General features: G+C 61.4%; 13 protein-coding genes and 2 tRNA genes. 1 reads left to right on the top strand and 14 read right to left on the bottom strand.

Going from position 1 to position 14,199, the window contains the following annotated elements; all coding sequences use genetic code 11:
* Window positions 1–386 (top strand): hypothetical protein (locus DXD24_RS10120; RefSeq protein WP_158548977.1); only part of this gene is annotated, 386 nt, incomplete at its 5' end.
* Between the two features lie 211 nt (window positions 387–597).
* Here DXD24_RS10120 and DXD24_RS07730 read toward each other — a convergent pair.
* From DXD24_RS07730 to modA, 14 genes are all read right to left on the bottom strand, one after another.
* Window positions 598–671 (bottom strand) — tRNA-Gly (locus tag DXD24_RS07730).
* Window positions 672–677: 6 nt separating this feature from the next.
* A tRNA-Pro gene (locus DXD24_RS07725) sits at window positions 678–754 on the bottom strand.
* A gap of 91 nt (window positions 755–845) precedes the next feature.
* Entirely contained in the window at window positions 846–2,204 is a 1,359-nt protein-coding gene (gene brnQ, locus DXD24_RS07720) for a branched-chain amino acid transport system II carrier protein (RefSeq protein ID WP_117564984.1), read from the bottom strand.
* A gap of 76 nt (window positions 2,205–2,280) precedes the next feature.
* Window positions 2,281–3,420: an aminotransferase class V-fold PLP-dependent enzyme gene (locus tag DXD24_RS07715; protein ID WP_117564983.1), complete on the bottom strand. Its 1,140-nt coding sequence runs from the start codon at window positions 3,418–3,420 to the stop codon at window positions 2,281–2,283.
* Window positions 3,417–3,668, bottom strand: coding sequence for a DUF3343 domain-containing protein (locus DXD24_RS07710; protein WP_117564982.1), 252 nt, complete (start codon window positions 3,666–3,668; stop codon window positions 3,417–3,419). Before DXD24_RS07710 ends, DXD24_RS07715 begins: the two co-directional genes overlap by 4 nt.
* 19 nt (window positions 3,669–3,687) lie before the next feature.
* Window positions 3,688–4,314, bottom strand: a complete 627-nt coding sequence (gene yedF, locus DXD24_RS07705) for a sulfurtransferase-like selenium metabolism protein YedF (RefSeq protein ID WP_117564981.1) — start codon at window positions 4,312–4,314, stop codon at window positions 3,688–3,690.
* 60 nt (window positions 4,315–4,374) lie between these two features.
* Complete coding sequence (gene selD, locus DXD24_RS07700) at window positions 4,375–5,424, bottom strand: selenide, water dikinase SelD (protein ID WP_117564980.1); 1,050 nt, start codon at window positions 5,422–5,424, stop codon at window positions 4,375–4,377.
* The gene (locus tag DXD24_RS07695) at window positions 5,417–6,634 is read right to left on the bottom strand and encodes a glycosyltransferase family 4 protein (protein ID WP_117564979.1); all 1,218 of its coding nucleotides are present in this window, start codon (window positions 6,632–6,634) and stop codon (window positions 5,417–5,419) included. Before DXD24_RS07695 ends, selD begins: the two co-directional genes overlap by 8 nt.
* A 14-nt stretch (window positions 6,635–6,648) precedes the next feature.
* Entirely contained in the window at window positions 6,649–7,413 is a 765-nt protein-coding gene (locus DXD24_RS07690) for an acyl-CoA dehydratase activase (RefSeq protein WP_117564978.1), read from the bottom strand.
* Between the two features lie 159 nt (window positions 7,414–7,572).
* On the bottom strand, window positions 7,573–8,736 hold the full coding sequence (locus tag DXD24_RS07685) for a double-cubane-cluster-containing anaerobic reductase (protein ID WP_117646494.1): 1,164 nt from the start codon (window positions 8,734–8,736) through the stop codon (window positions 7,573–7,575).
* Window positions 8,737–8,886: 150 nt separating this feature from the next.
* Window positions 8,887–10,170, bottom strand: coding sequence for a double-cubane-cluster-containing anaerobic reductase (locus DXD24_RS07680; protein WP_117646493.1), 1,284 nt, complete (start codon window positions 10,168–10,170; stop codon window positions 8,887–8,889).
* 431 nt (window positions 10,171–10,601) lie between these two features.
* Window positions 10,602–11,672 (bottom strand): sulfate/molybdate ABC transporter ATP-binding protein, encoded by a 1,071-nt coding sequence (locus tag DXD24_RS07675; protein WP_117646492.1) that lies wholly within the window; start codon window positions 11,670–11,672, stop codon window positions 10,602–10,604.
* A gap of 3 nt (window positions 11,673–11,675) precedes the next feature.
* Window positions 11,676–12,941 (bottom strand): molybdate ABC transporter permease subunit, encoded by a 1,266-nt coding sequence (gene modB / locus DXD24_RS07670; protein WP_233502360.1) that lies wholly within the window; start codon window positions 12,939–12,941, stop codon window positions 11,676–11,678.
* 245 nt (window positions 12,942–13,186) lie between these two features.
* A complete protein-coding gene (modA, locus tag DXD24_RS07665; protein WP_117646490.1) occupies window positions 13,187–14,062 on the bottom strand; it encodes a molybdate ABC transporter substrate-binding protein in 876 nt (291 codons plus the stop codon).
* Window positions 14,063–14,199: the final 137 nt, after the last annotated feature.

Here is a 14,199-nt window from a genome sequence, read left to right as displayed (position 1 = left end):
GTTCCGCTATGCGGTTGTCAATTTGCGAAAGAAATTATGCGTCACCGATTCTGGCGGGAGTTGCCGCTCCCGAACTTCAGGTTGAAATCACTCGACCGGGAAACGCCGGCTATTATTTGGCAGATTACGGCTGGCAGATGCCAAACGGCTCTTGGATGCTGGCTGAGCTGCATGGACTAGGCAAGTTTGAGGACGATGCCCAAAATGATCCGGAACATACTGCGGCAAAAACCTATCGAGCTGCCCTCATGCGCGACGCGAACTTGCGTGCCATGGGCCACAACGTCATTCATTTCAAGCTCTCAGACACCTACGATGTCAAAGCGTTCGGCTCCATGATGCGCGGTTACGGTATACCAACCACAAAACCCTACGCAGACTCCTGACAGGCTGCCCTCATCTTCTCGACAACAGAACCCATCATCGACCCAGGCCGCTCGGCCTCAATAAGTTGCGGTGAAATAGTTCCTGGATAACAGCTTTTGCGGCTAATCCAGGAACTATTTCACCGCAACTTAGGAGGGGATGTGGGGTCCCCGGCATGTATATGAAAATGGCTCTAGTCCCAAAAGGAACCAGAGCCATTCATCTATCTTATGGAGCGGGCGACGGGAATCGAACCCGCGTCATCAGCTTGGAAGGCTGGGGTTCTACCATTGAACTACGCCCGCAAGATATGGTCGGGACGACAGGATTTGAACCTGCGACATCCTGCTCCCAAAGCAGGCGCGCTACCAAACTGCGCCACGTCCCGAAGGTGTTGAGCAGCTAAGGTCTAAACCTTGCGTGTCCCAAAGCGAAGGAAATTATAGGGGAGACTCCCCGCCTGTGCAAGCATTGATGCCTTAGCTCCTCGAATGTGCGACAAAACGACTATGGAGCAGACCGATCACAAATGCCACCACGGCAACCGGCGCCCACGCGGCACCGATATCCGCCAGCGGCAGCGCATCGAACGGCAACCACGCGCCCGCAAAGAATGCGTCGCGGACCGAGGTGATCACGCTCTGCACGGCAACCACACCGCCAACCCAGACCCACACCTGCGGATGAGCGTCGCAAAAGCCGTGCACCAGGCCCATCAGTACCAGCACGATGGCAACGGGATACAAGGCGTTGAGCATAGGCACCGAGAACATGAGGATCACATCGAGACCCACGTTGGAGAGCACGCACGAAAACGCTGCGAACACAAAGGCGAGAACCGCAAAGGGACGGCGCATGGCCTCCTCGGAGGCCTCCGCTCCCCCTTCGACCACATACGTCTCGCAGAAGTAACGCGAGCAGCAGCTGATGAGGCCGATGCACACGTTCATGCAGGCGAGGAAAAAGATCGCAAAGACCACGACCGTGCCGGCAAGCCCAAAATGCATGGAGGCCGAACGGGCGAGGATGGCGGCGCCGTTGGTAGCGTCGGGCATCACGGTGCCGAGCTGCATACCGGCAAGGCCCAAGCCGCAGTAGATGATGGCCATGAGCACGCCGGCGATAACACCGGAACGCGAGATCTCGAAGGCCACGCGCTTGTCATCGGTAACACCCAGCTCGTGGATGGTCTCGGCGATGATGATGCCGAAGGCAAGTGACGCGAGCAGGTCCATGGTCTGATAGCCAGTCAGAAAGCCCTGCACAGCGGCGCCTGCATCGTAAGGGGCCTGCGGCGCGGCAGCCGGTCCCAGCGGCGAGATCACGGCAGCACCCACGACCAGCACGATGAGCGCAATGAGCGCAGGGCCCGTAATGCGGCCGAGCACGCGCGTGATGACGCCTGGACGTAGCGTGAGCGCAAACGCGACGACGAAGAACCCGATGGCAAACACCAGACGTGCCGTGCCGAGCGAAACGCCCTCGGGTAGCAGCGGCACCAGCATTTCGAACGCCGTAGAGCTTGTGCGCGGAATGGCCAGGCACGGACCGATGGCCAGGTAGACCGCCGCAACGAAGAATTCGCCAAACTTAGGATGCACACGCCCGGCCAGCTCTCGGGCCGTGCCAGCGAGCGCGACGGCGATAAATCCCATAACGGGCAGACCGATAGCGGCAATCAAAAAGCCGATCATGGCAACCGGCGTGGCAGAACCTGCCTGCAGCGCCAGCAGCGGCGGAATAATGAGGTTACCGGCGCCAAAGAGCATCGAGAACAGCGCAATGCCGACGGTAACGACATGGTCGGAACGCAGACCGCGCGGGGCGGATGAAGCCATAGGCACACCTTTCGGGTCGAAACAAAAACGGGACGGGCAAAATACCCGTCCCGCAAGTATAAACGGTCCAGCAGCTTTAGCAGGCTAAATTGCGCAGAGCATCGATAGCCGTGTCGACTTCTTCGGTCGTGTTGAAATACCCAAACGAGAAGCGGACGACACCCTGGCGCTCGGTATCTAACGCACGGTGCATGAGCGGAGCGCAATGGGCACCGGGGCGCGTCGCAATCCCCCACCCTTGCATGAGCGCGTCCGAGATCTCGGCCGAGTCGATATCACCCACGTTGAGTGAGACGATCGCCGAGCGCACGGGCTGGTCAAACGCACCGTAGAGCGCAATGCCGGGGATTTCGCGAGCACCGGCGAGGAAGCGCTCTGCAAGCGAGCGCTCATGCGCCGTAATCGCCTCGACCCCGCCTTGCGCCTCGATAAAGTCGAGACCGGCAGAAAGTCCCGCGATGCCGTGGCCGTTGAGCGTGCCCGCCTCCAGGCGCGTGGGCCACTCAAGTGGCTGCAGTGGGTCAAAGCTGTGCACGCCCGTGCCGCCCATGGCCCACGGAGACACGTCAATGCCCTCCGCCACGGCCAGGCCGCCGGTGCCTTGGGGTCCCATGAGCCCCTTGTGGCCGGTAAAGCACACAATGTCGAGCCCCATGGCATGCATATCGATACGCGCCGTGCCGGCAGACTGAGAGGCATCGACGATCACCAGCGCACCGGCCGCATGGGCCATGGCCGCCACGCGCGCAATGTCGACCGCGTTGCCGGTCACATTTGAGGCGTGCGTCACCACCACGGCACGCGTACCGGGCGTGACTAGCCGCTCGAGCTCGTCGTAGTCGAGCGCGCCGTTCGCGTCGCAACCCGCATGCTCAACCGTCACACCCTGCTCTGCCGCCAGGCGGTTGAGCGGACGCAGCACGGAGTTGTGCTCGAGCACCGTTGTGACCACATGGTCGCCGGGACGCACCACCCCGTTGATGGCGGTGTTGAGCGCCGCCGTGGAGTTGGGCGTAAAGCACACATGGTCCGCCCTCGGGCAACCCAAAAGGCGCGCGAGCTTGGCACGGCAAGCGTGAATCGTACGAGCGGCATCGAGGGCACCCGACGTGGCGCCGCGCCCGGCATTGCCGAGCGAGCACATCGCCTGCGTCACGGCATCGATGACCGTCTGCGGCTTGTGCATGGTCGTCGCCGCGTTATCCAGATAGATCATCGCACGACCTCCCACATATCAATCACGGTATAGCCCTCGGTGGGAATGCCCGCTGCGGCAAGCTCGGCGCGCAGCAGTTCCTCATCGGCAGGCAACGCCTTCCACGCCAGACCGCAGCCGGCAGCGACCTCCCCGGGCACGGGAATCGTTCGCCCGGGAAGGCCGCGCTCGATGCATAGGGTCTCGCAGCCCATGGCGGCCGCCGTGGTGGGAAACGTGATGACAAGCGCCGGGCGCTTCTCCCTCATGGCAACTCCAACCAATACGCTACGGGCGCACGACGCGCACGGCCTGCTCCATCTTCTCCACGATCACGTACATGTTCGTGACCTCACCCACCGCGAGCTGATCCTTAATGCCAAAGTGATCGAGGCAGGTGCCGCAGGTGAGAATCTCGACACCCTGCTCCGCCAGGCCCTTCAGGTCATCGAGCACCGGCGAGCCCTCGACGGTAAGCTTGGCGCCGCCGTTGTAGAACAGCATGGTCGCGGGCAGCTCCTCCTGCTGCGTCACGGCAAAGATAAACGCCTTCATGAGCTTGTGGCCCAGCTCGTCGTCGCCACGGCCCATGCAGTCGGTGTAGACGGAAATGACGAGCCCACCCTTGCCGGCGCTGGCATCACAGAAGGCAGCGCCATCCTGCTCGGGGTCCGCAACGGCCACGGCACCCGCGGTCGTGACGGTCACGTGCCACTCGGCGTCCGAGATCTTCTCGACCGAGGCCGTGCAGCCCTTCTCCTGCGCCATCTTGGAGATGTTCTTGACGGCGGTCTCGTTATCGACCGAGGTCACGACAACGCCCTCACCATCGAGCTGCTTGAGCGCCTTGAGCGTCTTGACGACGGGCAGCGGGCAGGCATCGCCCATGGCGTTGACTTCAATCTTAGTAGACATAGCTACATCCTTTCGAAAGAGACCGCCCGGATAGACGGGCGGTCGCATAGACAGTTTTTCTTAACGCACAACGCGAACGGCAGGACCACCCGGCGCTACCTCGAACACGCGACCGATAACGGCAGCGATACGATCCTCGTTATGCAGACGGCACGCAAGCTCATCCACATCGGAAGCAGGCGCCGCGATGAGCAGGCCACCCGAGGTCTGCGGATCGTACAGCGCATCCAGCATGCCCGGCTCCAGGTCATCGTCGGCCGCCACGCGCGGGCCAAAGAAGTCCTGGTTGCGGTAGGCGCCGGCGGGGATAATGCCAAGACGCGCCATGTCGAGCACCTGGTCAAAGAGCGGCACCGCCCCCGATGCAAGCTCAATCTGCACGCCCGAGCCCTCGGCCATCTCGCACGCATGCCCAATCAGGCCAAAGCCCGTGACGTCGGTACAGCCGTGAAGTTCGAGTCCCTCGGCCAGGCGAATCGGGGCCTCGTTGAGGGTGCGCATCGAGTTCCACATCGGACAGGCCTCATCCTGCTCGATAAGCTCGCCCTTAATGGCCGTGGTGATGATGCCCGAGCCGATCGCCTTGGTCAGCAGCAGAACATCGCCCACGCGCGCGCCGCTGTTGGCGAGCATGCGGTCGAGTGGCACAAAACCGCTCACGGACAGGCCGTACTTGGGCTCGTCGTCGTTGATGGTGTGGCCACCCGCGATGGCGCAGCCCGCCTCGACGCACTTGTCGGCGCCACCCGCCAGAATCTGGCCAGCAGCCTCAACACCCAGGCAGCTGGGTATGCAGAGCAGGTTCATGGCATGACTCGGCCGCCCGCCCATAGCGTAGATGTCCGACAGCGAGTTGGCCGCGGCAATCTGGCCAAACAGAAACGGGTCATCGACCATCGGCGGGAAGAAGTCGATGGACTGCACGAGACCCAAGTTGTCGCCAACGCGAAAGACGCTCGCATCGTCGGAGGTATCGAACCCCACGAGCAGGTTGTCGTTATGCACATTGGGTAAGTCGCCCAAGACCTGGGCGAGGGCTCCAGGAGCCAACTTAGCGGCTCAACCGCTCGCGGCCGTCATGGACGTGAGCCTCATGGTGTCCTTAGCCATACGAACCCCCTTCCAACAAATCAACGACTTTAAGTATACGCGCCAGGCACGCTTCCCAAGAGACCGCCGACGGCTCGAACGTCGAAAGCGGCGCCGCAAGCGCCTGCGCGATAGCATCTGCCAGTGCGCGCTCAAACAACGGAAGGTCGGCCGCCACGGGCGTGTCGACATCCGTCATACGCGGCGACGCCACCCACGTCACGGGAGCACCGGGAAGCATCGCCTCCATCCAGGGACGAACGCCGGGCAAATCGGTCGCCACAACTTTGCAGCCGCACGCGAGGGCCTCGATCGTCACGAGCGGCAGACCCTCGTAAAACGAAGGCAGCACAAAGACGTCGGAACTGCGGTAGGCACGCACGAGCCCATCGCTATCCAGGCGCCCCGCCAGCGTCACCGGCACATCCGAGACCGCGGTCAAGCGCTCGATACGCGCGTACTCGGCATCGTCCCCGCGGCCGCCCACAAGTACCAAGCCAGATGGGCGGACGCCATCGTCAATCGGCAATGACACAGCTCGAACCAGCGACTCGACGCCCTTTTTAAAGCAAATCTTGCCCACGTACACAAGCGATCCCGGCTGCCTCGCTACGCTTGCATCGCGGCAGAAGACGCGATGGTCGTAGCCCGTCCCAATCACGTGGATGCGATCGGCATCGACGCCGCACACCAGGTCAATCTGCTCAGCCTGCTCAGCATGGAGCGCAAAGACGGCATCGAGCCGACGAACCGCACTTACGATGCGATCGCGTTCGAGCGTATGCGAACGCAGCTGGCGCAGGTCGGTCGAATGACACACGGCAACAACCGGCACGCCTCGGACGCACTCGCGCGCCAATGCGGTCACCAGATACAGGTGATGGCAGAGCACCAGATCGGGCCGAAACTCAGTCACCGCTCGATCGATTGCAGCAGCAAATGCCCGCTCAAATGCCTTGAGCATCGAAGGCGTCAGATCACGATAGCGTGTGGAGGGATAGGGCATGACATCGGACATGCCACAGATGGGAAACGGCAGCTCGGGCGACTCGAACGGTACGGCAAACACGGCAGCACGCCGGTCCAGCTCGCCTTGGGTATCACCCGGTGCCGCGCCGCAAAGCACGGCGGCGCGATGCCCCGTCTCGATCTGCTCGCGTACGAGCGCGGCAAGGTAGGTGCCGCTGCCAGTGCTATCTGGTTTTTGTGCCGAGATATTGAGGATGCGCATGTCGCGGTACACCCCTAGGCCAAGGCGGCGGCGCGGACAGCCGCGCCGATCGCTCCGGCAAAGCGAGCCTGGGGCGAGGTGGTCACCGGCGACCCCAGTAGCTCGCCCAACCGCTCCACCACGAAGGCGTTCTCGCACAGGCCACCGGTCAGGTAGTACGGGGCGCCCGCGGCCTGCCCGGCCATGGTCGCCACGCGCGAGACCACGCTGTCGATCACGCCACGCGCAATGTTCTCGCGCGGCTCACCGCGACCGATCAGGCTGATGACCTCGCTTTCGGCAAACACCGTGCACATGCTGCTGATCTTGGTGGGCTCGCCGGAACGCGCCAGGTCGGCCATCTGCTGCTGGGAAATGCCCAGGCGGTCGGCCATGATCTCCAGAAAGCGCCCCGTGCCGGCGGCACACTTGTCGTTCATGGCGAACTTTGCCACGCGGCCGCCCTTGAGTTGGATGACCTTGGTATCCTGGCCGCCCACGTCGATCACCGTGCCCTGCTCGCCAAACAGGCGGACCGCACCGGCACCATGGCAGGTGATCTCGGTCACTACCTTGTTGGCATAGGGCACCGCGACACGGCCGTAGCCAGTCGCGACCACGCGAACATCGTCGGCGCACACGTCATAGCCGGCCGCTGCCAGTGCCTCGCGCAGCCGCTCGGAAGCATCGACCGAGGAGAACCCGGTGGGCTGCACGCACGTCCACGCCACCGAACCCTCCCCATCGACCACGGCAGCCTTAGCCGCCGTAGACCCGATATCGATCCCGATCCCTATCATGGCTCTCTCCTAATCAGCAAGAAAATCAAACGATCAGACACTGCTGCAACAACGGCCCTCTGGCGTCTGAGGTGCCCGAGATTCCGAGCGACAAGCCCGACGAAGCGTACTCAAGGTACGCGAGGAGGGTTGGAGCCGGAAGGTCGGGCGCCTCAGATGTCAGAGGGTTTCGATAAAGGCGGCGATGCGGGTCTCGATTTGGCCCATGTCGCCGTTGCTGTAGTCGGTCTCAATCTTCATGTACGGAATGCCCGCACCCTCGACAGCTTCCTGCATGCGTGCGCTCTCCACGTTAAAGGTATGGCACGCCTGGAGCACGTTCTCCACTACCCCATCGACGTGATACTTCTCGCGCATGGCCAGCGTGTTTTCCATACGACCGTCGTTGGGCGTCATGACCGAGCAGTTGATATCCAGGTAGCGGTCGGCGATGGCGCGCAGGATATCGGGAGCCTCCGGGTCGATCATCATGGCCGCCGTGCGCTCGCCCGAGCAGTCGTCCATGCACACGACCACACCGCCGTTGGACTCGATAGTACGGCCGATCTTGTTGATCACGCCGCCCACCGGGCAGCCAGTGATCAGAATGCGCTTGGCATCCGCCGCAACCGGGCGCTCGCCCGCGTCGTAGGTCTCGCGCAGCTTGGCAACCTTTTGCTCCAGCTGCTGCGTATAGGCCTCGATATCAAAGCTGAACGTACCGGCAAACATGGTGCTCATCAGGTCGACGCCGCTCATGGCCGCCGGCTGGTTAGCCTGCAGCGCAAACATCTCGAGCTGGGCCGCACGCAAACGGTTGCGACGACGGACGGCGGCGCGCAGGTCATCGTCGGTAATCGTGATGCCGTAGAAGTTCTCGAGCTCCTCCTTGAGTAGGCGGCACTCCTCGTACCAGCTTTCACGCTCGTAGGCGCGATCGCGACCCTGCGGCAGGTGCAGAATGTGCGTGCGCTTGAGCCCCCCCAGCAGCTCGTACATCTTCTTCTTGCCGTCGCAGGTGGTCTCGCCGATGATCATGTCGCTAAAGTACGTAAACGGGCACTTTTGCGAGTAGGCAAAGCCGTAGGTCGACTTGATGAGCGGGCAGAGGTTCGCGGGCAGTACCTTCTCGGCCTCGGGGATCACCTCATCGGACGTACCGCACAGAGCGACACTTGCGGCCCCCGCGGCATCGATAATCTCGAGCGGCGTATAGCTGCACAAAAAGCCGACCAGGCGATTGCCGGCCTGTTTATAATCCTTGACGCGAATAAACGCGGCCTTGCGCTGCTCGTTGAACTCCTCAAACGTGCTGGGCAACGACTGCTCAATATTTTCCGACATATAACTCCTAAACCTTTTAACCAACCAAGGAAACGGCTTTCCCAGGCGCCCGAGGTTGCCGTGAAAGAGCAGCTCCGCGCACTTTGGTACGCAAGCGACGGTTTGAACGGCAAGATCGGGTACCTGGGGAAGCCGCCGGAACGTATAGCCCTAAATGGTTTCCAAGAAAGCTTCGATGCGCGTCTGCAATTGGCCTGCGTCCTCGCCGGCGTAGTCGGTCGTGATGTGCATGAACGGAATGCCCGCCTCCTCGGCGGCCTTCTCCACGGCGAAGGACTCCATCTCATAGAGCGTGCAGAACTGCAGGGCCACGTCGACGATGCCGTCGGCATGCAGGTCCTTGGCCATCTGGACAATGTCCTTCATACGCTGGTCGTTGGGCGTAAAGACGGCGCAGTTGATCTTAAAGTAGCGCTCGGCGATGGCATCGAGCATCTCGTCGACCGTCTCACCGGACTCGTCGACCAGGTCCTTGTAATAGCGCGAGCCCGTGCAGGACTCCTCGCCTACCACAATGCCACCGGCTTTCTCGATGAGGTTGAACAGCTTCCAGTTGGGCACGGCCATGGGCGTACCGGTGTACAGGATGCGCTTAGTCCCCTTGGGCGCCACGCCCTCGCCGACCTCGACACGCTGCTCACACTCGGCCGCCATATCGTTAATGGCTCCGGTCAGACGTGGCGTGTCGTCCATAAAGGCGGCCTGAACGGTCAGCAGGCTGTCAAGACCGCTGATGGGCGCAGGGTCGGCAGCGCGCGTGGCAGCGAGGCGCTGCAGGGCGCGACGCTTCTCATTGACGGCGTGGATGGCGGCCTTCAGACGCTCAGGCGTAATCGTGACGCCGCACTCTTCCTCGATCTTGGCGGCGAGCTTCTTGACCTCGGCCTTCCAGGTCACGAGCGTCGACTCGTCGTGTACGTTGGGAATATCCATGACGTACATGTTCTTTTGCGTGGCAAAAAACTCGTAGGCCTTCTTCTTGCCATCGCAGGTGTTCTCGCCTACCACCAAGTCACTCGACTCAATGTAGGGGCAGACCTCGCCCAGCTTAAAGCCGGCAAAGCTCTTGATAAGCGGGCAGGTGTTGCGCGGCAGATGCTCCTCGACCTTATCGGTTGCCCAATCGGCACCCGAGCACAGGCCCACGGGAATACCGTCGCAGGCGAGCACAATCTCCTCGGGCACGTACACGCAGAACGAACCGACGATCTTGGTGGCCTCGCCGGCCTCCTTCTTGTCGAGCATCTCCTTAATACGGCCGCTGTGGATGTTGGTGGCCACAAAGTCCAGGTAGGACGTGGACTTGGGGCGATTGTTCTGCGTCAAGAACATATCGCCGTACATCTGGCCCACGGCGCCCAGCAGCATGTCGTGGTCGGCAAGATTCATGCCGAGGCTCTCCCACATCGGATGGAAATCGAATTCTTCAGCCATGGCGGTTCCCCTCTCGAACCAAAAACGGATAACAGCGGTATCGATGCACGACGGGCGGCGATTGCCCTGCCGTGCTCAAACCCGGAATTTTGGGGAACCTGCTTTGCGGTTGACTATTTAATTGTGCGTCGTCTCTCCCGGAGCCGTGAACATACCTGCTCATATGCGGCTCCGAGCGATATATAGGGCACGCGCGGCAACGCGGCGAATGTATGTCGTCTGCGGCATGTGCGCACCCTCCTTTACAAGTTGAGGTCAACTATACCAACGGTCATCGACCATGCGAACACCGTTGACATTCGTACGACAGCGTCGTGTGCCGTCGTTTAATAAATAATTATCTTAATTGATAAGAGTTTGTCATTCCTCATTCGGCGAACGGCAAAAACAAAGCCGCCGAGGCTTATATTCCCCGACGGCATTACCCGGCGCTATCGACAAACCAAATGGATCCTGCTGGCATCAAAATGCATGCGCAGCGTCTCGCCTGCTTGCGGCAGCTCGTCGACAGGCATGCGCACTTTGTTGACCTTCCACTGCAGGCGCGTCGGCGCGTCGGCGCGCGGCACGTCCAGCAGCACCAGGCGCTCAAAACGTGAATCGCTCACGCGGGCCACATGCAGGTCGTAGCTGTTGCGACCCCGCTCAACACGGTTGTCCACATGGAAGTAGCTCGCACGAATACCCAGGTACGCCACGTTATCGGGAACCTCACGGCCCACGTTGAAGGTCATGCCCCAGTCGAGGGCCTCAACTTCTTCGTCGCCGATCTTGCGCGCGCGGCTCGTATTCTTGCAGCCCGTCAGGCGCAGCGCAGCCAAGGTTTGCGGCCGGCGGACCACGTCCTCGACGGAGCCGATCTCCTCCATATGCCCGTCGTGCATCACACAAATGCGCTCGCACAGACGGCACGCTTCGTCGATGTCGTGGCTCACGTAGAGCACGGTACGGTTGCACACATCGAACAGGTCGAGCATGTTCTGTTCGAGCGCGCTCTTAAGATAGGAATCGAGCGCGCTCATGGGCTCGTCGAACATAAAAATGCCCGGATGCGCCGCCACCATGCGCGCAAGCGCCACGCGTTGCTGCTGACCGCCCGAGAGGCGCGCGGGGTAGCGGTCGGCAAAATCGGCCAGACCGAAAATGCCCAGATAGCGCTCGGCGAGCTTTTTGCGCGCGGCGGCGTCACCCGCATCCTTAACACCGGCGCAAACGTTATCGGCCACCGTCATGTTGGGAAACAGCTGATAGTTTTGGAACAGCAGGGCGCATTTTCGCTCCTGGGGCGACAGGTTGATACCCGCCGCCGAGTCAAAAAAGGTCACGCCGTTGACGACGATCTCGCCCTCGTCGGGTGTCCCCACGCCGGCAATGCAGCGCAACGTGCAGCTCTTGCCGCAACCCGAGGCGCCCAGCAGCGCCACACGCTCCTCGCCGGCATCGAGCTGAATGTCGAGGGTAAAGCCCGGATAGCGCTTTTTGATATCCAGAACGAGCGACATGGCTTATCGACCTCCCTTTGCGACCGCGCCATCGCGCATAAGCTCGGCCAGCGCCTCGCGATCGATACGCAGCGCATCGCCGCCCACTGGGTCGAGCGAATCGGCCTGGCTGCCCAGCTGCTTGGCCTGCTTGCGCTCCGCGCGGGACAGGCCGCGCCCGCGGTACTTTTGCGAATGCGCCGTGTACATATTGATGAACAGGATGACCAGGAAACTGAACACGATCACGACGGCGACCCAAAAGAGGGCCACCGACGTGTTGCCGCCCATCCACTCAAAGTAGATGGCGATGGGGATGGTCTGGGTAATGCCGGCGTAGTTGCCCGCAAAGAACAGGGTGCAGCCAAACTCGCCCATGGCACGCGCGAAGGCAAGCACCGCGCCGGCGGCAATCGAAGGCCAGCCAAGCGGCATCATAAGCTTGGTAAAGATGCGACGCTCGGACCATCCCAGGGTTCGTGCGGCGTCGAGCATCTGCGTGTCGAGGCTCTCGAAGGCTCCGAGCGCCGTGCGGTAGACCAGCGGAAACGACACAACGACGGCCGAAATGACCGCTGCGGGCCAGGTAAAAACGATCGAGATGCCGTGCGCGATCAGCCACTGGCCGACACCGGTCGAGCGGCCAAACAGCATGAGGAGCAGAAAGCCGCAGACCGTGGGCGGCAGCACCATAGGAATCGTAAAGACCGAATCGAGCAGGCCCTTGATGCGACTCGAGGTACCCATAGTCTTCCACGCGGCAAACAGGCCCAGTGCAAAGGAAATCAGCAGGGCAAGGCCGCTCGTTTTAATGGACACCCAAAACGGGCGGTAGTCGATGCCGCCTAAAAAGGAGGCCAGAGAGGTCAAGGGCCCCTGCTCATCCCGCAATACGACAGACGATGCTTCTACCATTTGAGCACTATCAAGCCAACGCGCGCCGCCCTTGGCATCACCCGAGGCCGATGCAATCACCACATAGCGGTCCCCATCCGCACCACGCACATCAAAGCCATAGGTATACCCGCCGGCATCAAACGTTGTTTCCGCCGTAACATACCAAGGAAGATCAACGTCCCCTAGCTGCGCACCTCCCATGGAGTTTGCGCTGTCGAGCTCACAGACGAGGGCCTTGAGACCCGATACGCACTCGTTGTCCTGCGGATCCAATCCATACTTCTCGGCCGCCTTGGGCGATATCCACACCACAACGCGATCGGCAGCAGCCGCCACTACAAGGTCCACGTCCTCGTCAACGGGAAACCGGTAGCCCTTAGGCTGGCCCTCCATAGCACGAGCGGTCCCCTTGGCCAACCGCTCAAAACCCTCGATCCCATAGGAAAACCCATGAGCGGTCGCAGCAACCTGGGCCCCGTCCTCAGCGTCCCCAGCAAACGCAAATCCCGGCACCCAGCAAAGCGCGAAGGTCAAAGCACAGGCGACAAGCATGCGGAATCTATTAAGCACGAAAAGCTCCAAGCGAATACAAGGACGGAGTGAAACACAAAACGATGGAATTATCGCGCCAAGCCGCACTACGCGGAAAGCTCAAAGCCGTACTTAGCCCAAATCTTCTGAGCCTTCTTGTTGGACAGGCAAAAGTCGATGAACGCCTTAGCCTCGTCGGCATGCTCGGAGCTATCGGCGACAGCACCGGGATACACGATGGGCTTGTGCGAGTCCTCGGGGCACACGAAGGCGTCCTCGATGCCGTTGTAGCGGTAGATGTCAGAGCTGTAGACAAAACCGGCAACGCAGTCGCCTGTGGACACATAGGCGGCGGCGGTACCAACTTTGTCTGCCAGTGCGACCTTGTCGGCGATCTCGGGCGCATACTCGCCGTCGTCGCCCTCGGTGCCGGTATAGAGGCCCACAGAAGCCAGCGCCTGGTTGGCGTACTTGCCGGCGGGAACGGTCTTGGCGTCGCCAATGGCGATCTTGCCGCCCAGATTCGCGACGTCGGCGATGGCCTCGACCTTGGTGTCGGAGCCCTCGGCGCGAATGATCACAAGATCGTTGACGAACATATCCTCACGGGTGTCGGCATCGACGAGCTCGACGGTCTCAGCGTCATCCATGGTGCCCTTGGAAGCGGTGATGAGCACGTCGACCGTGGCACCGGCACGCATCTGCTCAACGAGGTCGCCGGAGGCCTTAAACTGCGTGTCGGCAAAGGTGGTACCGGTCTGCTCGGTGTAGAGCTTCTGAACCTCGGGCAGGGCCTTCTCGAGCGAGTTGGCGGCAAAGACCTGCAGCTCGACGGTTTCCTTCTTGGAAGAGGCCTTGGCGGAGCCGGCATCGGAGCCGGTCGCCTCAGGCTCCTTGTTGCCGGAGCAGCCGGCAAGCCCAAGGCCGGCAGCGGCGACAGCGGAGAGTGAGACGAATCCGCGGCGAGAAACCATATCGAACATGTTCAACCCTTTCGTACCTTGTGCCCGGGTACCCCACCGCGGGCTTTATTCTGTAATTTGATTATACTTCGATGCGAATAATGATTATGAGAAATTATTCTCGTCTGAGAATATAGTTTCAAGCATGCCTACAGAAT

The organism is Collinsella sp. TF12-2AT (assembly GCF_003436735.1).
Classification (GTDB): Bacteria; Actinomycetota; Coriobacteriia; order Coriobacteriales; family Coriobacteriaceae; genus Collinsella.
The sequence above is the reverse complement of the archived record's forward strand: the minus strand, read 5'-3'. Positions and strand labels throughout refer to the sequence as shown.